The organism is Arthrobacter sp. TJ-178 (assembly GCF_058269275.1).
This window is the reverse complement of record NZ_JBZCNK010000002.1, coordinates 420,071-438,075: the sequence shown is the minus strand read 5'-3', so window position 1 is coordinate 438,075 and position 18,005 is coordinate 420,071. Positions and strand designations below refer to the sequence as shown.

Here is an 18,005-nt window from a genome sequence, read left to right as displayed (position 1 = left end):
AGCCGCGCGGAACGCAACGCCCCCCGCGCCCCAACATGAACCGCAGGCTACTGAGGAGTATGGTTATTCGCGTGAGTTTGGCATCAGCAGGAGAATCATCCGGTCCGGCAAAGCCACTGCGCATTGCCACGGTGAACGTGAACGGAATCCGCGCCGCGTACAAGCGCGGAATGGCAGATTGGCTGGCGGAACGGGACGTCGACATCCTGTGCCTGCAGGAAGTGCGTGCCCCCGATGCGGTGGTTCGTGAACTCCTCGGCGACGAGTGGCACATCCTGCATGCCGAGGCCGAAGCCAAAGGACGCGCCGGTGTTGCCATTGCCTCCCGCATGGAGCCGGTGGCTACCCGTGAACACATTGGTGACGAGTACTTTGCGCTCTCCGGCCGCTGGGTGGAGGCAGACTTCAAAGTCAGCGTTGAGGGTGCCGAAAAGACGCTCACCGTGGTGAGCGCCTACGTGCATTCCGGCGAGGTGGATACCCCCAAACAGGTGGACAAATACCGCTTCCTCGACGTGATGACCGAGCGGCTTCCCGCATTGAAGCAGGAGAGTGACTTTGTCCTGCTGGTGGGTGACCTGAACGTGGGTCACACTCCCCTGGACATCAAGAACTGGAAGGGCAACGTCAAGCGGGCAGGCTTCCTGCCGGAGGAACGCGCCTACTTTGACCGGTTCTTCAGCGAGGAAATCGGCTACACGGACGTAGCCCGCAAGCTGGCCGGCGAGGTTCCCGGGCCGTACACCTGGTGGTCCTGGCGCGGGCAGGCCTTCGACAATGACAGCGGTTGGCGCATCGACTACCACCTCGCAACCACCGGGCTGGCCGAACGCGCCGTATCCGCCGTCGTCGACCGTGCCGCCACCTATGACAGCCGCTTCTCAGACCACGCCCCCGTTGTGGTCGACTACCAGTTCTAAGGGCCCTACATCATGAGCACATCCATTCCCTCCGGCCGCCAGCGCATCCTTTCCGGAATGCAGCCCTCCGCGGACTCCCTGCACCTGGGCAACTACCTCGGTGCCCTGGTGAACTGGGTCCGGCTGCAGGACGAGTACGACGCGTACTTCTTCATTCCCGACCTGCATGCCATCACCGTGCCGCAGGACCCTGCCGACCTGCGCCAGCGCACCCGGGTCACCGCGGCCCAGTACATCGCCGGCGGCGTGGACGTGAACAAGGCAACGCTGTTTGTGCAGTCGCAGGTTCCCGAGCACGCCCAGCTCGCCTGGGTCCTGAACTGCCTCACCGGATTCGGGGAAGCCTCCCGCATGACGCAGTTCAAGGACAAGCAGCAGCGCTTCGGTGCCGACGCCGCGTCCGTTGGTCTGTTCACCTACCCCATCCTCCAGGTTGCGGACATCCTGCTCTACAACCCGCACGGCGTCCCCGTGGGCGAGGACCAGCGCCAGCACGTTGAACTGAGCCGGGACCTGGCCAAGCGCTTCAACTCCCGTTTTGGGGAAACATTCATTGTTCCCGAGGTGTTTGTGCAGAAGGAAGCCGCAAAGATCTACGACCTGCAGAATCCGACAGCCAAGATGTCCAAGTCTGCGGCGTCGCCGGCGGGACTGATCAACCTGCTGGATACGGATAAGGTCATTGCCAAGCGCATCAAGTCCGCAGTGACTGACGACGGCACGGAAATCCGCTTCGACCGGGAAACCAAGCCCGGGGTCTCCAATCTCCTGTCCATCTACTCGCTGATTTCGGGCCGGAGCGTGGACACCCTGGTGAAGGAATACGAAGGAAAGATGTACGGACATCTTAAGGGCGATCTGGCGGAGGTTGTGACGGAGCATGTTCGTCCCATCCGGGAACGGGCTCTGAGCCTGCTCGAAGATCCTGCCGAACTGGACCGGCTGCTCGCGGTAGGCGCCGCGAAGGCCCGGGAGACGGCGTCGGCTACACTGGCCGATGTGTACAACAAAGTTGGTTTCCTGCCTTTGGGTTCCTCCGCGGTCTAACCGATGAGTCTTTCGAATCCTATGATTCAAGCCGCCGTCGGTGATGACGACGGCGGCACGGACGCGTCCGCGTGCGCGTGCGTGGGTATCGTGATCGGCGTACCGGAGCCGATGGCCTCGGAGCTGCGCCGGGCACGGGCCTCCTTCGGGGACCCGATGGCCGCCGTCATTCCGGCGCATATCACCGTGGTCACCACCACCTACACGGATGATTGGGAAGCCACCGCAGCGCATGTGCGCGCGGTGGCCCGGAGTCATGCACCGTTCGAGGTTGCCCTGCGGGGTACGGGCACCTTCCGCCCGGTCTCGCCCGTGGTCTACGTGCAGCTCGAAGGCGGACACGAGGAATGCATTGCCCTGCACAGGGAAATGCAGAGCGGCCCGCTCGCCCGGGACCTGCCCTTCCCCTACCACCCGCACGTCACCGTGGCCCACGATGTCAGCGAGGCCGGCATGGACAGTGCATTGGAGGCCCTGCGGGACTACGAGGCACGTTTCACGGTGCGCACCGTGGGGCTGTACGAGCATGATGCCGCGGGCATCTGGAAACTGCGCGAGAACGTCCCGCTGCGGGGCTAGGCGCCTTTGGCGGTACCGTCCGGGGCGGACCCGGGCAGGTAGATGTCGGCCCAGGCGGCAATGATGTCCGCAGCGCGGCGTGTCTGGGCACGGTCCACCATCAGGTGATTGCTGCCTTCCAGCGAGATGAAGTTCCGCGGATGCCGCGCGGTGGAGAAAATCTCGCTGGCATTGTCGATCCCCACGGTGTTGTCTGTGGGGGAGTGCATGATCAGCAGCGGCAGGTTCAGTTCCCTAATGGATTCTGTCAGGTCATACGCGGCCAGGTCCTTCAGCAGCTCTTCCCGGATCCGCAGGCTTCCGCCGCCCAGGTCCACCTCCGCCGAACCTTCTTGCCGGATGGTCTGGACCTCTTCTTCAAAGAGGTGCTGGACATGGGAGGGCCGGAAGGGAGCGGCGATGGTGACCACGGCACGAAGCCCCGGAATCTCAGCGGCCGCAACCAAAACCGCCGCACCGCCGAGGGAATGGCCGATCAGCAGCGAGACCTCACGTCCCTGGCCGCGCAGGAAGGCGGCGGCGCTGGAAATGTCAGCCACTTTGGTGGTGAAGGTTCCGTCTTCCCACGCGCCCGTGGATCCGCCCAAACCTGCGGCGTCGTAGCGCAGGACGCCGATGCCGTGCTTGGCCAGCGCCTTGGAAATCCGGGAAGCAGCGGCGCTGTTCTTGCCCAGCGTGAATCCGTGGCAGAACACCGCCCAGGCCCGGGCACCGCCGTCGGGCACGTCAATGGTGCCGGCCAGAGTGGTGTTGTTGACGCCGGGAAAGGATACGGACTCGGATACGGGCATAGGGGAAAAACCAACCTTAGATCTGTGGAACGGCCGGAGGCGGCGTCCGGCAGCCGCAAGGGACTGCCCGACGCCGCCTCCGGCGGGTGGAGCGTAAATGCTAGACGGAACGGCTCAGGATAGCCTGCTTGACCTCGGCAATTGCCTTGGTCACCTGGATGCCGCGGGGGCATGCTTCGGAGCAGTTGAAGGTGGTGCGGCAGCGCCACACGCCTTCCTTGTCATTGAGGATTTCCAGGCGCATGTCTCCGGCGTCGTCGCGCGAGTCGAAGATGAAGCGGTGGGCGTTCACAATGGCGGCCGGGCCGAAGTACTGGCCGTCGGTCCAGAACACCGGGCAGGAGGACGTGCACGCAGCGCACAGGATGCACTTGGTGGTGTCGTCGAACCGTTCACGGTCCTCTGCGGACTGCAGGCGTTCCTTCGTGGGCTCGTGGCCCTTGGTGATCAGGAACGGCATGATTTCGCGGTAGGACTGGAAGAACGGCTCCATGTCCACGATCAGGTCCTTTTCCACGGGGAGGCCCTTGATGGGTTCCACGAGGATGGGCTTGGACGTGTCCAGGTCCTTCAGCAGGGTCTTGCAGGCCAGCCGGTTGCGGCCGTTGATGCGCATGGCATCGGATCCGCAGACACCGTGGGCGCAGGAGCGGCGGAAGGAAACCGAGCCGTCATGCTCCCACTTGACCTTGTGCAGGGCGTCCAGCACGCGGTCCGTGCCGTACATGGTCAGCTTCCACTCGTCCCAGTATCCTTCGTCAGATACCTCGGGGTTGTAGCGGCGGACCTTGAGCGTGATCTCGAACGAGGGGATTTCCCCGCCCACAGATTCCGGAAGATCAATCTTGGAGGCTGGCTCCGCAATTTCGGTTGTCATTAGTACTTCCTCACCATCGGCTCGTAGCGCGTGAAGATGACCGGCTTGGTGTCCAGTCGAATGCCGGCGGTGTGCTCGTCATTGGCTGCTTCGTCAACCTTGTACGCCATCGAATGCTTCATGAAATTCTCGTCATCGCGCTCCGGGAAGTCCTCGCGGAAGTGCCCGCCGCGTGATTCCTCGCGGTGCAGGGCCGCCACGGTCATGACCTTGGCCAGCTCCAGCAGGAAGCCCAGTTCCACGGCTTCCAGGAGGTCCAGGTTGAAGCGCTTGCCCTTGTCCTGGACGCTGATCTTCTTGTAACGCTCTTCGAGCGAGGCAATGTCGGTCAGGACCTGGTTCAGGGTGTCTGCAGTGCGGAACACCTGCATGTTGGCATCCATGGTGTTCTGCAGGTCCCGGCGGATTTCGGCAACCCGTTCGGTTCCTTCGGAGTTGCGGACCAGGTCCAGCAGCTCGATCGTGGTGGCTTCCGGGTTTTCCGGCAGGTCCACGAAATCAGCGGTCAGGGCGTACTCGGCGGCGTTGATGCCGGCGCGCTTGCCGAAGACGTTGATGTCCAGCAGGGAGTTGGTGCCAAGGCGGTTGGAGCCGTGCACGGAAACGCAGGCGACTTCACCGGCGGCGTACAGACCCGGAATAACGGTGTCGTTGTCCTGGAGGACCTCGGCCTTGATATTGGTGGGGATGCCGCCCATGGCGTAGTGCGCGGTCGGGAAGACCGGAACCGGCTCCGTGTAGGGCTCCACACCGAGGTAGGTGCGGGCAAACTCGGTGATGTCCGGGAGCTTGGCATCAATGTGTGCCGGCTCCAGGTGCGTCAGGTCCAGCAGGACGTAGTCCTTGTTCGGGCCGCAGCCGCGGCCTTCACGGACTTCATTGGCCATGGAGCGGGCCACGATGTCACGGGGAGCAAGGTCCTTGATGGTGGGGGCGTAGCGCTCCATGAAGCGCTCACCCTCCGAGTTGCGCAGGATGGCACCTTCACCGCGGGCTGCTTCGGAAAGCAGGATGCCCAGGCCGGCGAGGCCTGTCGGATGGAACTGGAAGAACTCCATGTCTTCCAGGGGGATGCCGCGCCGGAACGCGATGCCCATGCCGTCACCGGTGAGGGTGTGTGCGTTGGAGGTGGTCTTGAAGACCTTGCCGGCACCGCCGGAAGCGAAGACCACGGACTTGGCTTGGAAGACGTGCAGTTCGCCGCTGGCCAGGTCATAGGAGACGACGCCGGAGACGCGCTTCTGGCCGAAGCTGTCCTCGACGGTCAGCAGGTCCAGCACGTAGTACTCGTTGTAGAACTCCACATTGTGCTTGACGCAGTTTTGGTAGAGCGTCTGGAGGATCATGTGGCCGGTGCGGTCAGCGGCGTAGCAGGCGCGGCGGACCGGAGCCTTGCCGTGATCGCGGGTGTGGCCGCCGAAACGCCGCTGGTCGATGCGTCCCTCGGGTGTGCGGTTGAACGGCAGACCCATCTTTTCCAGGTCCAGCACGGCGTCGATGGCTTCCTTCGCCATAACCTCCGCAGCGTCCTGATCCACCAGGTAATCGCCGCCCTTGACGGTGTCAAAGGTGTGCCATTCCCAGTTATCTTCTTCGACGTTGGCCAGTGCTGCACACATGCCGCCCTGTGCCGCACCGGTGTGCGAACGCGTGGGGTACAGCTTGGTCAGTACAGCCGTACGTGCGCGCTGGCCTGATTCGATGGCGGCACGCATACCGGCGCCGCCGGCGCCGACAATTACGACGTCGTACTTATGGACCTGCATACCAGATGCTCTTTCTGTTGAAACTGAGAAAACTTAGTAGTGCTCCGTGGCTCCGTGTCCGGACCCGGCTCTTACGCCTTGAAGGAAGTTACGCCTTGCAGAAATCGGCGATGAGGTCAGCGGGGGCGCCGGCGGGGCACGGATCGAAGGTGAAGATCACCAGGGTGCCGAGCACGATGATCACCAGGGAAGCGATGTAGAGAATGCTCTTCAGCGTCATCCGGGTGGTGTTCTTGTCTGCGTAGTCATTGATGATCACGCGGACGCCGTTGGTGCCGTGCAGCATGGCCAGCCACAGCATGACCAGGTCCCAGACCTGCCAGAGCGGGCTGGCCCACTTGCCGGCAACGAAGCCGAAGTCGATGGCATGGACGCCGTCGCCCACCATGAGGTTGACGAAGAGGTGGGTGAAGATCAGCACGATCAGGATGGCGCCGGAGATGCGCATGAAGAGCCATGCCAGCATCTCGAAGTTGCCTTTGCCGCCCGGGGTGCGGACGTACTTGGGGGAGATGCGGCCGGACCGCGGAGCCTCGATGGAGACGGCCTCGTTGGTTGTTGTACTCATGGCTTAGTGACCCCCGAAAACGATGGGAAGGTGGCGAACGGAGAAACCGATCATGGTGATCACCCATAGGCCGACGACGCTCCACAGCATCTGGCGCTGGTACTTCGGGCCCTTCTTCCAAAAATCGATCAGGATAACGCGCACGCCGTTGAAAGCGTGGAACACAATGGCGCCGACGAGGCCGAGCTCGCCGAGGCCCATGATGGGGTTCTTGTACGCGCCAATCACAACGTTGTAGGCCTCAGGTGAAACTCGCACCAGTGAGGTATCCAAAACGTGGACCAACAGGAAGAAGAAAATCACCACGCCGGTAATGCGGTGGGCAACCCAGGACCACTGGCCTTCACGGCCGCGGTAGAGAGTGCCTGCTGGTAACTTCGACACTGAATTTTCCTCCCTGCGACGCAGCGGCGCTGGCGTGTCTTCCACGCAGTGATGACGCCGGTGCGACAGCAATATAAGCTCAAGCATAATCTAGGTCTCCGTGACGGCGCTTTCAATTTAGGTCGCCCTATCATGTGACCCTCGTTACACTGCGGCGGCATTCAGCGGCCGTGCCGAACAGAACACGAGCGTCCTTCCGGTTCGCAGGCCCGTGCGTCGGCTAATCTTGGCACTGATGAGTACAGAACCGAGCCCCAATACTTCCTCCGCGGACTTTGACCGCTTCTACGGCGTAATCCCGGCCGGCGGCGTGGGTACCCGCCTGTGGCCGCTGTCCCGTGCCGCTGCCCCCAAGTTCCTGCATGACCTGACGGGTTCGGGATCCACCCTCATCCGGGCCACGTATGACCGGCTGCGCCCGCTCAGCGGTGACCGGGTCATGGTGGTGACGGGCACCCTGCACCGCCAGGCGGTCCGGAAGCAGCTGCCGGAAATCACCAACGAAAACCTGGTGCTGGAACTGGAGCCCAAGGATTCCGCAGCCGCGATCGGTCTTGCGGCGGCCATCCTCTACAAGAGGGATCCCAGCATCATCATGGGTTCCTTCGCTGCGGACCAGGTCATTGCGCCCGTGGACGTTTTCCAGGACGCCGTCCGGGAAGCCATCCACACCGCGGCGCAGGGGTACATCGTGACCATCGGCATCCACCCCACGCATGCTGCAACCGGGTTCGGCTACATCCGCGCCGGGGAGCCCCTGGACATCGCCGGCGCACCCAGTGCGCACGCCGTCGTCGAATTCGTGGAGAAGCCCTCGGAAGAAGTGGCCCGCACCTACCTGAAGAACGGCCACTACAGCTGGAACGCAGGGATGTTCGTGGCTCCGGTGGACCTGATGCTCAAGCACCTGGAAGCCAATGAGCCCGAACTCCACGTGGGGCTGATGGAAATTGCCGAGGCCTGGGACACCCCCAACCGGCGCGCCGTGGTTCGCCGCGTCTGGCCCACTCTGCCCAAGACCGCCATCGACTACGCGGTGGCGGAGCCCGCTGCGGCGGCCGGCGATGTTGCCATGATTCCGGGCATCTTCAATTGGGACGACGTCGGAGACTTCGCCGCGATCGGCCGCCTGAACCCCGCTGCCGAAAACAGCGAGCTGACAGTGATGGGCGAGGGTGCCCGGGTCTACTCGGAAAACGCGTCAGGCATTGTCGTGTCCGATACCAAGCGGGTTATCGCCCTGATCGGCATCGAGGATGTTGTCATCGTGGACACCTTGGATGCCCTGCTGGTGACCACCAAGGAACATGCCCAGGAAGTCAAGAAGGCAGTGGAGCACCTGAAGGCCAGCGGCGACACCGACGTCCTGTAGGGGAGCCTCCAAAGCGGCGCCGCGGTTCTTCCGCGGCGCCGCTTTGGTGTCCGTATGGCGGAACATCGTCACACTGTTCCCGCAACAGCAGCCTCAGTGGCTAACCTTTAAGTTGTGCCTACCATCCCACTGAACAGTTCATCGGTTCCTTCCATGCGGGGCAGCGTTGCCCCCATCCTGGGCGAGCTGATCTCGTTCCGCCGGGACCTGCACCAGCACCCGGAGCTGTCGACGAAGGAAATCCGTACCACCGACAGGATTGTGGACGCGCTGCAGGACGCAGGGCTGAAGCCCGTCCGGCTCGAAGGCACCGGCGCTTACGTGGATATCGGCGAGGGTCCGCTGCGGATCGGCCTGCGTGCGGACATCGATGCGCTGCCGGTGCTCGAAGAGACCGGGCTGCCCTATGCCTCTGTCAATACCGGCATTACCCATGCCTGCGGCCACGATATCCATACCACTGTCATGGTGGGCGTGGCACGGATCCTGGCGAAGCTCGACGCCGCCGGCACACTCGGCGGGCGGGTCAGGGTCATCTTCCAGCCCGCTGAAGAGGTAATGCCCGGCGGGGCCCTCGGCGTCATCGCCCAGGGCATCCTCGACGGAGTGCCGCGGATCCTGGCGCTGCACTGTGACCCGAGGATCGACGTCGGGCAGGTGGGCACCCGCATCGGGGCCATCACCTCCGCCTCCGACACCATCCGCATTGAACTGGCCGGACGCGGCGGGCACACCTCCCGGCCGCACCTCACCGAGGACCTCGTGTTCGCGCTGGCGGAGATTGCCGTCAGCGTCCCCGCAGTTCTTTCCCGGCGCATCGACGTGCGCAGCGGCGTGTCAGTTGTCTGGGGGCAGATGCATGCCGGATCCGCACCCAACGCCATCCCCGCACACGGTTTCATGTCCGGCACCATGCGCTGCCTCGATGCAGAGGCCTGGCACGCTGCAGGTGTTCTCCTTGACGACGTCGTACGGCAGACCGCGGCACCGTTCGGCGTGGATGTCACTTTGGAACACATCAGGGGAGTGCCGCCGGTTATCAACGCCGACGCCGAAACGAGCCTGATCGAGGCGGCGGCCCGGGCGGAGCTGGGTGACGATTCCATTGTGCTGGCCCCCCAGTCCATGGGCGGAGAGGACTTCGCCTGGATGACCCAGGAAGTCCCCGGAGCCCTCATGCGGCTGGGAACCCGGACGCCCGGCGGTGAAACCTACGACCTGCACCGCGGTGACTACAACCCTGATGAACTTGCGGTCAGCACCGGAGTAAGCGTGATGGCAGCAGCGGCTGTGCGCGCGACCCGGGGGCTGCGGCACTAGCTCCGCCGCCTGCTGCAGTGCGGCCGGATAACTCTTTGGAGGGCATGCGCAGACGATCTGCGTATTTTGCTTGCAAAAAATAACAACATGTAAACAATGTGCCCTCCAACACGTCATCTGGCTCAAGCAGTGTGTTCCAGGCCATAGGATTGGGGGTGCTGCGATCCGACGATGTGCGGAGCGCCGCACCACGCGACGGCCGGCCCTCATTGAGCGGCGGGTACCGCCAGCCCTCATTGAGCGGCAGGAACAGAGTATTTCTGCGCGTGGCACCCCATTTCTTTTCTGGAGGAACATTGAAGAACTTCCCGCGCAGCTTCAAGCGCAATGCCGGCGTCTCCGCCGCCATGCTCGGCGTTTCGGCACTCCTGCTCTCCGGCTGCGGCGCGGCCCCCGAGGAAGAAGGCAGCTCCGCTGAGGGAGCCACCGATTTCCTGGGCTGCATGGTTTCCGACTCCGGCGGATTCGATGACAACTCGTTCAACGAATCCACGTACAACGGTCTGATGAAGGCCAAGGATGACCTCAAGATCGAAACCAAGGAAGCCGAGTCGCAGTCTGAAACGGACTTCACGCCGAACCTGGACAGCATGGTCCAGGCCAACTGCGACCTGACCATCACGGTTGGCTACCTGCTCGCGGATGCCACCAAGGCAACGGCTGAGGCCAACCCGGACCTGAACTTCGCGATCGTTGACGACCAGTCCATCGAGGCTGACAACGTCAAGCCGATCATCTACGACACGGCCCAAGCTGCGTTCCTGGCAGGCTACGTCGCCGCCGGCTCCACCCAGACCGGCAAGGTTGCCACGTACGGCGGCCTGGACATTCCCACGGTGACCATCTTCATGGACGGCTTCGACCAGGGCGTGAAGTACTACAACGAGCAGAACGGCACCGATGTTGCCGTCCTCGGCATGGATTCCTTCACGGGCAGCTTTGACGATGTCTCTGCAGGTAAGACCACCACGCAGAACTTCCTTAACGAAGGCGCGGACATCATCATGCCCGTCGCCGGTCCGGTTGGCGCCGGTACCATCGATGCTGTAGTGGCTGCCAACGCCTCCGGCAAGGACGCCAAGGTCATCTGGGTGGACTCCGACGGTTACGAGACTGTTTCCTCCGGCAACGAAGTCATCCTGACCTCCGTCATGAAGCTGATGGGCGAAGCCGTGGAAGACGTCATCGTCACCGACGTCGACGGCAACTTCGACAACACCCCGTACATTGGCACCCTTGAGAACGGCGGCGTTGCACTGGCGCCGTTCCACGACCAGGAAGCCAGCGTTCCGGACGAGGTGAAGACCTCCGTCGAGGACATCAAGGCCAAGATCATCTCCGGAGAGATCACGGTCGAATCCGCTTCAAGCCCGAAGTAACCCCCGGGCGCTTTTTCCCGGTGCCCGGACAGCGGTCCGGACACCGAAAGCACCGAACGCACCAAATGACCGCCGTTTTCCCGGCAGCCTTGCCTGCCGGGAAAACGGCGTTTGTTCTGTGTCGGTAATGTTCTCCCTTATTTACCCAAAAACAGATTGGTTGGGGTTTTGAAACTCGAACTCAAGGGCATCACGAAGCGGTTTGGCACGTTCGTGGCCAATGACCACATTGATTTGGTGGTTGAACCCGGGCAGGTCCACAGCCTGCTCGGCGAAAACGGCGCAGGCAAGTCCACGCTCATGAATGTGCTGTACGGACTGTACGAGCCCAGCGAGGGCGAAATCCTGGTTGATGACAAGCCCGTCACCTTCAGCGGACCCTCTGACGCCATGGCCGCCGGAATCGGAATGGTGCACCAGCACTTCATGCTGGTGCCCGTCTTCACTGTCGCGGAAAACGTGGCGCTCGGCGACGAGAAAACCACGTTTGGCGGGATGCTGAACCTGGACCAGACGCGCCGGCGCATCCGGGAAATTTCCGACCAGTACGGGTTCGACGTTGATCCCGACGCTGTGGTGGAAGACCTGCCGGTGGGCGTGCAGCAGCGGGTGGAAATCATCAAGGCCCTGATCCGGGACGCCCGGGTCCTGATCCTGGATGAACCCACCGCTGTCTTGACGCCGCGGGAAACGGACGAGCTGCTCGGCATCATGCGCCAGCTCACCGACGACGGCAAATCGGTGGTCTTCATCTCGCACAAGCTGCGGGAAGTGAAGGCCGTATCGGATGTCATCACGGTGATCCGCCGGGGCAAGGTGGTCGGCTCCGCAGATCCCGGCGCCTCCACCACGGAACTGGCTTCCCTGATGGTTGGACGCTCCGTCAGCCTGAACCTCAACAAGGAACCGGCCACTCCGGGGGATGAGACCTTCGTGGTTGAAAACCTCACTGTCGCCTCCGCCGCCGGACCTGCCTTCCTCAACTCAGTCAGCTTTGGCATCCGCCGCGGTGAGATCCTCGCCCTGGCCGGAGTTCAGGGCAACGGGCAGACCGAACTGACCGAGGCCATCATGGGCCTGCAGGACCACGTCAGCGGGTCCATCCGCCTCAACGGCGAGGAACTGGTGGGACGCAAGACCCGCGAGATCATCGATGCCGGCGTGGGCTTTGTGCCCGAAGACCGCAATGTTGACGGCCTGGTGGGAACCTTCTCGGTGGCCGAAAACCTGATCCTGAACCGCTACGACACAGCCCCCTTCGCCCGGGGCCTGTCCATGCGTCCGGCAGTGATCCAGGAGAACGCAGCCGAAAAGATCTCCGAGTTCGACATCCGCACGCAGTCGGCCGACGCCGCTGCCGGCACCCTGTCCGGCGGAAACCAGCAAAAGGTGGTGATGGCCCGCGAACTTTCCCGCCCGCTGGAGCTCTTCATCGCCTCACAGCCCACCCGGGGCGTAGACGTGGGGTCCATCGAATTCCTGCACCGGCGCATCATCTCCGAACGCGACGTCGGCACTCCGGTGCTGATCGTGTCCACGGAGCTGGACGAGGTACTGGAATTGGCGGACCGGATTGCCGTGCTCTACGGCGGACGGCTGATGGGCATTGTTCCGGCCAACACCTCCCGCGACGTGCTGGGCCTGATGATGGCCGGCATGCACGCGGATGAAGCAACAGCGCACCACACAGATTCCAAGGGAGGGGCCCAATGAGCCCGGACGATTCCACCAAGCAGGACCCGCCGGGGGAGGCCAGCGTAGCCGCTGCCGAAATCGCCCGGCTCGAGAGTGCAGCAGACGAACCGGGCACGGCGGCACCTCCGCCGGCGATCCTGCCACCGCTTGCGGACAGCGAGGCCCGAGGTCCCCAGCAGTCAGCCCTGCGGCGGATGCTGTCCAGCAACGCCATGGTCTCGGTCCTCTCCGTTCTGCTGGCCCTCATTGTGGGCGGCATCCTGATTGCCGCCACCGATGAGGAAGTGGGCGCCTCGGCGTCATACTTCTTCTCCCGGCCCACCGATCTGCTCTCCGCAGCCTGGTCGGCCGCGTCAGGCGCCTACATGGCCCTGTTCCAGGGATCAGTCCTGAACTTCGAGGCTGAAACCCCGGCGCGCTTCTTCTACCCGCTGACCCAGACCCTCACGGTGGCAACCCCGCTGATCCTGGCCGGGCTCGGCGTCGCCGTCGCCTTCCGCACCGGTCTGTTCAACATCGGTGCGCAGGGCCAGATCATCATCGGCGCCGCCATGGCTGCCTGGGTGGGCTTCGCCGTCCACCTGCCCGCCGGCCTGCACCTGCTGCTGGTTATCGTCGCAGGTATGCTCGGCGGCGCCATCTGGGCCGGCATCGCCGGTGTCCTGAAGGCCAAGACCGGTGCCCACGAGGTCATTGTGACCATCATGCTCAACTACGTGGCCATCAACCTGGTGCTGTTCATGCTCAGCACCCCCGCCTTCCAGCGCCCCGGGTCCTCAAACCCGATCAGCCCCCAGCTGGATGCGAACGCCATGTTCCCGCCGCTGCTGGGCAGCGGGTTCCGCCTGCACTGGGGTTTTGTGCTGGCCGTCCTGGCCACCATCTTCATCTGGTGGCTGATGAACCGTTCCACCGTGGGCTTTGAGCTCAAGGCCGTGGGCGCCAACCCGTCGGCCGCCCGCAACGCAGGCATCAGCACCACCAAGGGCTACATCATCGTGATGCTGATCGCCGGCGCCCTGTCCGGCCTGGCCGGCGTGGCCCAGGTATCCGGCACGGAAAAGGTGCTGACCTCCGGCGTCGCTGCCAGCTTCGGCTTCGACGCCATCACCGTTGCCCTGCTGGGCCGCTCCAGCCCCTGGGGCACCTTCGCGGCAGGCGTGCTGTTCGGCGCTTTCCGTGCCGGCGGCGTGACCATGCAGACCAACACCGGCACCAGCATCGACATTGTCCTGGTGGTGCAGTCACTGATCGTGCTGTTCATTGCGGCCCCGCCGCTGGTGCGGTCGCTGTTCCGCATCCCGGCACCCGGAGCGTTCAAGACGTCCGGCAAGAGAACGTCCACGAAGACCAAGTCCGCCGGAGGCGCAGCATGAGTACCGCAACAACGCGTCTGGAACCAAAGCCTGCCGCCGTCGGCGTCCGCAGCTGGAAGACTCCGGTCATCCTCATTGTCCTGGCCCTGCTGGGGCTGGCCGTCTTCGCCCTGGGTGCGCCGTCCAACGACGTCACCTTCCGTCTCTCCGACCCCGGGGAGGCTCTGGTGCTGCCCGCCGCGGTGGTCTCGGCACCCCTGGTTGGCTGGATCACCGCCCTGGTGATGCTCGCTGCCGCAGCGTGGGCTTTCCTGCTGACCCGCCGCGGGGACCGGGTGCCCGGATGGCTGGTGGCCGTCTTCGGAGTGGCCTTCGTCGTCGGCTTCCTGACCTGGGTCGTCGGCAGCGCCGAGACCCCCAACGTGGCCCTGTACGGACTGCTCTCGGGCTCCTTTGCCCTGGCCATCCCGCTGATCTTTGGTTCGCTCTCCGGCGTGCTCTGCGAACGCTCCGGCGTGGTGAACATCGCCATTGAAGGGCAGCTGCTCTTCGGCGCCTTCGCTGCCGCCGTGGCGGGATCGCTGTCCGGCAATGCCTTCGTGGGGCTCTTCGCCGCTGCAGTGGCCGGCGCCCTTGTATCGCTGGTCCTGGCAGTGTTCAGCATCAAGTACCTGGTCAACCAGGTCATTGTGGGCGTGGTCCTGAACGTGCTGGTCTCCGGCCTGACCGGCTTCCTGTTCTCCACCCTGCTGTCCTCGGACACCGCCAAGTGGAACAGTCCGCCGTCGCTGCCGCCCATCCGGATCCCGCTGCTGGCGGACATCCCGATCATCGGACCGATCCTGTTCAACCAGTCCGTCGTCGGCTACCTCATGTACATTGCCCTGGCCGCGGTCTACTTCGGCCTGTTCCACTCCAAGTGGGGCCTGCGCACCCGCGCCGTCGGAGAGCACCCCAAGGCTGCCGACACGCTCGGTGTCAATGTGAACCGCACCCGGTTCGTCAACGTCCTGCTGGCCGGTGTGGTCGCCGGAATCGGCGGTGCCTTCTTCACCCTGGTCTCCGTGTCCGCCTTCAACCGGGACATGACCGGCGGCCAGGGCTACATTGCCCTGGCAGCGCTGATCCTGGGCCGCTGGAACCCGCTCGGAGCACTGCTGGCAGCGCTCCTGTTCGGCTTCGCCACCAACCTCCAGTACGTCCTGAGCCTGCTGGGCACCTCGGTGCCCAACCAGTTCCTGGCCATGCTGCCGTACGTCGTGACGATCTTTGCGGTGGCCGGCGTGGTCGGGAAGTCCCGGGGACCGGCGGCCAGCGGAGTGCCGTACGTCAAGGAATAAGTTCAACCCGGCGGGCGGCTCCGGCCGCCCGCCACTAGCTAGGACTGTTATGACCAACGAAGAAACCCCGGCCGCACCCATCGACTGGGATGTTTTGCAGGACACCGCACGGGCCGCGCTGGCCCACGCCTACGTGCCCTATTCGAAGTACCCCGTGGGAGCAGCCGCGCTCACCGACGACGGCCGGATCATCTCCGGCTGCAACGTGGAGAATGCCTCCTACGGACTGACTCTCTGCGCCGAGTGTGCCCTGGTCAGCTCACTGCACATGACCGGCGGCGGGCGCCTGGCGGCGTTCGTGTGCGTGGACGGTGCCGGGGAAATCCTGATGCCGTGCGGCCGGTGCCGGCAGCTGCTGTACGAGTTCCGGGCACCAACCATGCAGCTAATGACCGTAAGCGGCATCCGGACCATGGACGAAGTCCTGCCGGATGCCTTTGGACCCCAGCACCTGGAAGGGCAGGATCACGCATGAAAAGCGAACAATTCGACGCCGTGGACATCATCGGCATCAAGCGGGACAAGGGCACTCTCTCTCCGGAACAGATCGACTGGACCATTGACGCCTACACCCGCGGCGCCATCGCCGACGAGCAGATGGCCGCGCTGAACATGGCCATCCTGCTCAACGGCATGAGCCGGCAGGAAATCTCCCGCTGGACGGCCGCCATGATCGCTTCCGGCATCCGGATGGACTTCTCCTCCCTGGGCAAGCCGACCACCGACAAGCACTCCACCGGAGGCGTGGGGGACAAGATCACCCTGCCGCTGGCACCGCTCGTCGCCGTTTTCGGCGTGGCTGTTCCGCAGCTTTCCGGCCGCGGGCTGGGCCACACCGGCGGCACCCTGGACAAGCTGGAGGCCATCCCCGGGTGGCGCGCCAATCTGTCCAATGACGAGATCATGGCCCAGCTGGCCGACGTCGGCGCCGTCATCTGTGCCGCCGGCACCGGCCTGGCTCCGGCGGACAAGAAACTGTACGCCCTGCGCGACGTGACGGGGACGGTCGAGGCCATCCCGCTCATTGCCTCCTCCATCATGAGCAAGAAGATCGCCGAAGGCACCGGCTCCCTGATCCTGGACGTCAAGGTGGGATCCGGCGCCTTCATGAAGGATGTTGCCAACGCCCGCGAACTGGCCGAAACCATGGTGGCCCTGGGCAAGGACGCCGGGGTCAACACCGTGGCGCTGCTGACGAACATGTCTACTCCGCTGGGCCTCACGGCCGGAAACGCCATTGAGGTGGAGGAATCCGTTGAGGTCCTCGCCGGCGGCGGTCCGGCGGATGTCGTGGAACTGACGGTCCGGCTGGCCGAAGAAATGCTGGCAGCTGCCGGCCTGCCCGACGCCGATCCGGCAGCCGCGCTGAAGGACGGCCGGGCCATGGACGTCTGGCGGCGCATGATTTCCGCACAGGGCGGCGATCCGGACGCCAAGCTGCCGCAGGCGCGGGAGTCCGAAACCATTTACGCACCCGCAGACGGTGTCCTGGTGGAACTCGATGCCCTGTCCGTTGGCGTGGCTGCCTGGCGGCTCGGCGCGGGCCGGGCCCGAAAAGAGGACGAGGTCCAGGCCGGCGCGGGCGTCCGCATGCACGCCAAGCCCGGCGCCCCGGTCCGCGCGGGCCAGCCGCTGATGACCCTGCTGACGGATACGCCCGAGAAGTTTGAGCGTGCCCGCGAAGCCCTGGCGGACGCCGTCGTCATTGCTCCCGAGGGATCACGTCCGGTGCAGAAGCTGATTCTCGACCGCATCAGCTGACCATTGACTGACCGGCGCGCCCCTGGGCGGGCGCGCCGGTTGGCGGGCACCGATGTGTTGGTGGCATCGTTGTAGGTACCAGAGACCGAGCCGAGGAGACCCGTCTGGACGTGCTGAGCACCGCAATGGACAGCATCAACAACTTCATCCTGATTTCCGCCGATGCATGGTGGGTCTACTTGGCGTTGTTCGCGTTCTGCCTGATTGACGGTTTCTTCCCGCCCGTCCCGAGCGAATCCCTGGTGGTGGGACTGGCCGCCCTGGTTGCCACCGGTGCCGGGCCCAACCCCTGGCTGGTCATGGCCGCTGCCGCGTGCGGTGCCTTCCTGGGTGACAACTTCGCCTATCTGCTGGGCCGGCGGATCGGCATCGAACGGTTCCGGTGGATGCGCGGGCCCCGGATGCAGCGCGGATTTGTCTGGGCCCGGAAGGAACTGGACCACCGCTCCGTCTCGCTCATCCTGGTGGCCCGCTTCATTCCCATCGGGCGCGTGGTGGTTAACCTCACCGCCGGAGGCACAGGTTTTCCGCGGCGCGTCTTTGTCTCGCTGACCGCCATGTCAGCGGTGGCCTGGGCCGGTTACAGCGTTGCCATCGGAGCGCTGGCCGGAAGATGGTTCAAGGAAAACCACCTTCTGGGCGTGGTGGTGGCCATCGCGGTTGCCATGGTCCTGGGCCTGATCATTGACCGGATCATCACCAAGCTGCGCGGCCCGACGCCGCTGGGAACCAGCCGCGAAGAAGCCCGGCTCCGCCATGAAGCGGCCCAGGCAGCCCGGAAGGCACACCCCGCCCGGACCTCCGGCAGCGTCGCCCCGAAAGCCGAAGACAGGTCCGAAGCCCCCTAACCCCGCCGGACGAACCCGGCGGACTCGGAAGGCGTGCCGCAG

At 64.3% G+C, this 18,005-nt stretch carries 17 protein-coding genes; 12 read left to right on the top strand and 5 right to left on the bottom strand.

The features are described 5' to 3' along the window. Positions 1-71: 71 nt before the first annotated feature. Genes AC4D2Q_RS08250 through AC4D2Q_RS08240 form a run of 3 tightly spaced genes read left to right on the top strand, consistent with a single transcriptional unit; the run spans position 72 to position 2,546 of the window. Positions 72-920, top strand: coding sequence for an exodeoxyribonuclease III (locus AC4D2Q_RS08250; protein ID WP_490945993.1), 849 nt, complete (start codon positions 72-74; stop codon positions 918-920). 12 nt (positions 921-932) lie between these two features. Next, a complete protein-coding gene (trpS, locus tag AC4D2Q_RS08245) occupies positions 933-1,967 on the top strand; it encodes a tryptophan--tRNA ligase (RefSeq protein ID WP_490945992.1) in 1,035 nt (344 codons plus the stop codon). A gap of 21 nt (positions 1,968-1,988) precedes the next feature. After that, entirely contained in the window at positions 1,989-2,546 is a 558-nt protein-coding gene (locus tag AC4D2Q_RS08240; protein WP_490945991.1) for a 2'-5' RNA ligase family protein, read from the top strand. On the opposite strand, the gene AC4D2Q_RS08235 is transcribed toward AC4D2Q_RS08240, so the two are convergent. From AC4D2Q_RS08235 to sdhC, 5 genes are all read right to left on the bottom strand, one after another. Next, positions 2,543-3,337, bottom strand: coding sequence for an alpha/beta hydrolase (locus AC4D2Q_RS08235; protein WP_490945990.1), 795 nt, complete (start codon positions 3,335-3,337; stop codon positions 2,543-2,545). The genes AC4D2Q_RS08240 and AC4D2Q_RS08235 overlap by 4 nt on opposite strands. A gap of 100 nt (positions 3,338-3,437) precedes the next feature. After that, positions 3,438-4,214, bottom strand: coding sequence for a succinate dehydrogenase iron-sulfur subunit (locus tag AC4D2Q_RS08230; protein ID WP_490927058.1), 777 nt, complete (start codon positions 4,212-4,214; stop codon positions 3,438-3,440). Beyond that, complete coding sequence (gene sdhA / locus AC4D2Q_RS08225) at positions 4,214-5,980, bottom strand: succinate dehydrogenase flavoprotein subunit (protein ID WP_490927059.1); 1,767 nt, start codon at positions 5,978-5,980, stop codon at positions 4,214-4,216. Before sdhA ends, AC4D2Q_RS08230 begins: the two co-directional genes overlap by 1 nt. Positions 5,981-6,068: 88 nt before the next feature. After that, positions 6,069-6,548, bottom strand: a complete 480-nt coding sequence (locus tag AC4D2Q_RS08220; protein WP_400926909.1) for a succinate dehydrogenase hydrophobic membrane anchor subunit — start codon at positions 6,546-6,548, stop codon at positions 6,069-6,071. Positions 6,549-6,551: 3 nt separating this feature from the next. Further along, positions 6,552-6,932, bottom strand: a complete 381-nt coding sequence (gene sdhC, locus AC4D2Q_RS08215) for a succinate dehydrogenase, cytochrome b556 subunit (protein ID WP_400926906.1) — start codon at positions 6,930-6,932, stop codon at positions 6,552-6,554. 235 nt (positions 6,933-7,167) lie between these two features. On the opposite strand from sdhC, the gene AC4D2Q_RS08210 reads away from it, so the two are divergent. The 9 genes from AC4D2Q_RS08210 (at position 7,168) to AC4D2Q_RS08170 (ending at position 17,963) form a co-directional block, all read left to right on the top strand. After that, a complete protein-coding gene (locus AC4D2Q_RS08210; protein WP_490927060.1) occupies positions 7,168-8,304 on the top strand; it encodes a mannose-1-phosphate guanylyltransferase in 1,137 nt (378 codons plus the stop codon). A gap of 153 nt (positions 8,305-8,457) precedes the next feature. After that, positions 8,458-9,624, top strand: coding sequence for an amidohydrolase (locus AC4D2Q_RS08205; protein WP_490927432.1), 1,167 nt, complete (start codon positions 8,458-8,460; stop codon positions 9,622-9,624). A 296-nt stretch (positions 9,625-9,920) separates the two neighbouring features. After that, complete coding sequence (locus AC4D2Q_RS08200; RefSeq protein WP_490945989.1) at positions 9,921-11,003, top strand: BMP family lipoprotein; 1,083 nt, start codon at positions 9,921-9,923, stop codon at positions 11,001-11,003. Positions 11,004-11,171: 168 nt separating this feature from the next. Then, on the top strand, positions 11,172-12,716 hold the full coding sequence (locus tag AC4D2Q_RS08195; protein WP_490945988.1) for an ABC transporter ATP-binding protein: 1,545 nt from the start codon (positions 11,172-11,174) through the stop codon (positions 12,714-12,716). Then, the gene (locus AC4D2Q_RS08190) at positions 12,713-14,074 is read left to right on the top strand and encodes an ABC transporter permease (RefSeq protein ID WP_490945987.1); all 1,362 of its coding nucleotides are present in this window, start codon (positions 12,713-12,715) and stop codon (positions 14,072-14,074) included. Before AC4D2Q_RS08195 ends, AC4D2Q_RS08190 begins: the two co-directional genes overlap by 4 nt. After that, positions 14,071-15,354, top strand: a complete 1,284-nt coding sequence (locus AC4D2Q_RS08185; RefSeq protein ID WP_490945986.1) for an ABC transporter permease — start codon at positions 14,071-14,073, stop codon at positions 15,352-15,354. The genes AC4D2Q_RS08190 and AC4D2Q_RS08185 overlap by 4 nt, the downstream gene beginning before the upstream one ends. 49 nt (positions 15,355-15,403) lie before the next feature. Further along, entirely contained in the window at positions 15,404-15,829 is a 426-nt protein-coding gene (locus AC4D2Q_RS08180; RefSeq protein ID WP_490945985.1) for a cytidine deaminase, read from the top strand. Further along, positions 15,826-17,115, top strand: a complete 1,290-nt coding sequence (locus AC4D2Q_RS08175) for a thymidine phosphorylase (RefSeq protein ID WP_490927066.1) — start codon at positions 15,826-15,828, stop codon at positions 17,113-17,115. The genes AC4D2Q_RS08180 and AC4D2Q_RS08175 overlap by 4 nt, the downstream gene beginning before the upstream one ends. 125 nt (positions 17,116-17,240) lie before the next feature. Further along, positions 17,241-17,963: a DedA family protein gene (locus tag AC4D2Q_RS08170; RefSeq protein ID WP_490946218.1), complete on the top strand. Its 723-nt coding sequence runs from the start codon at positions 17,241-17,243 to the stop codon at positions 17,961-17,963. The last annotated feature ends 42 nt before the right edge of the window (positions 17,964-18,005 follow it).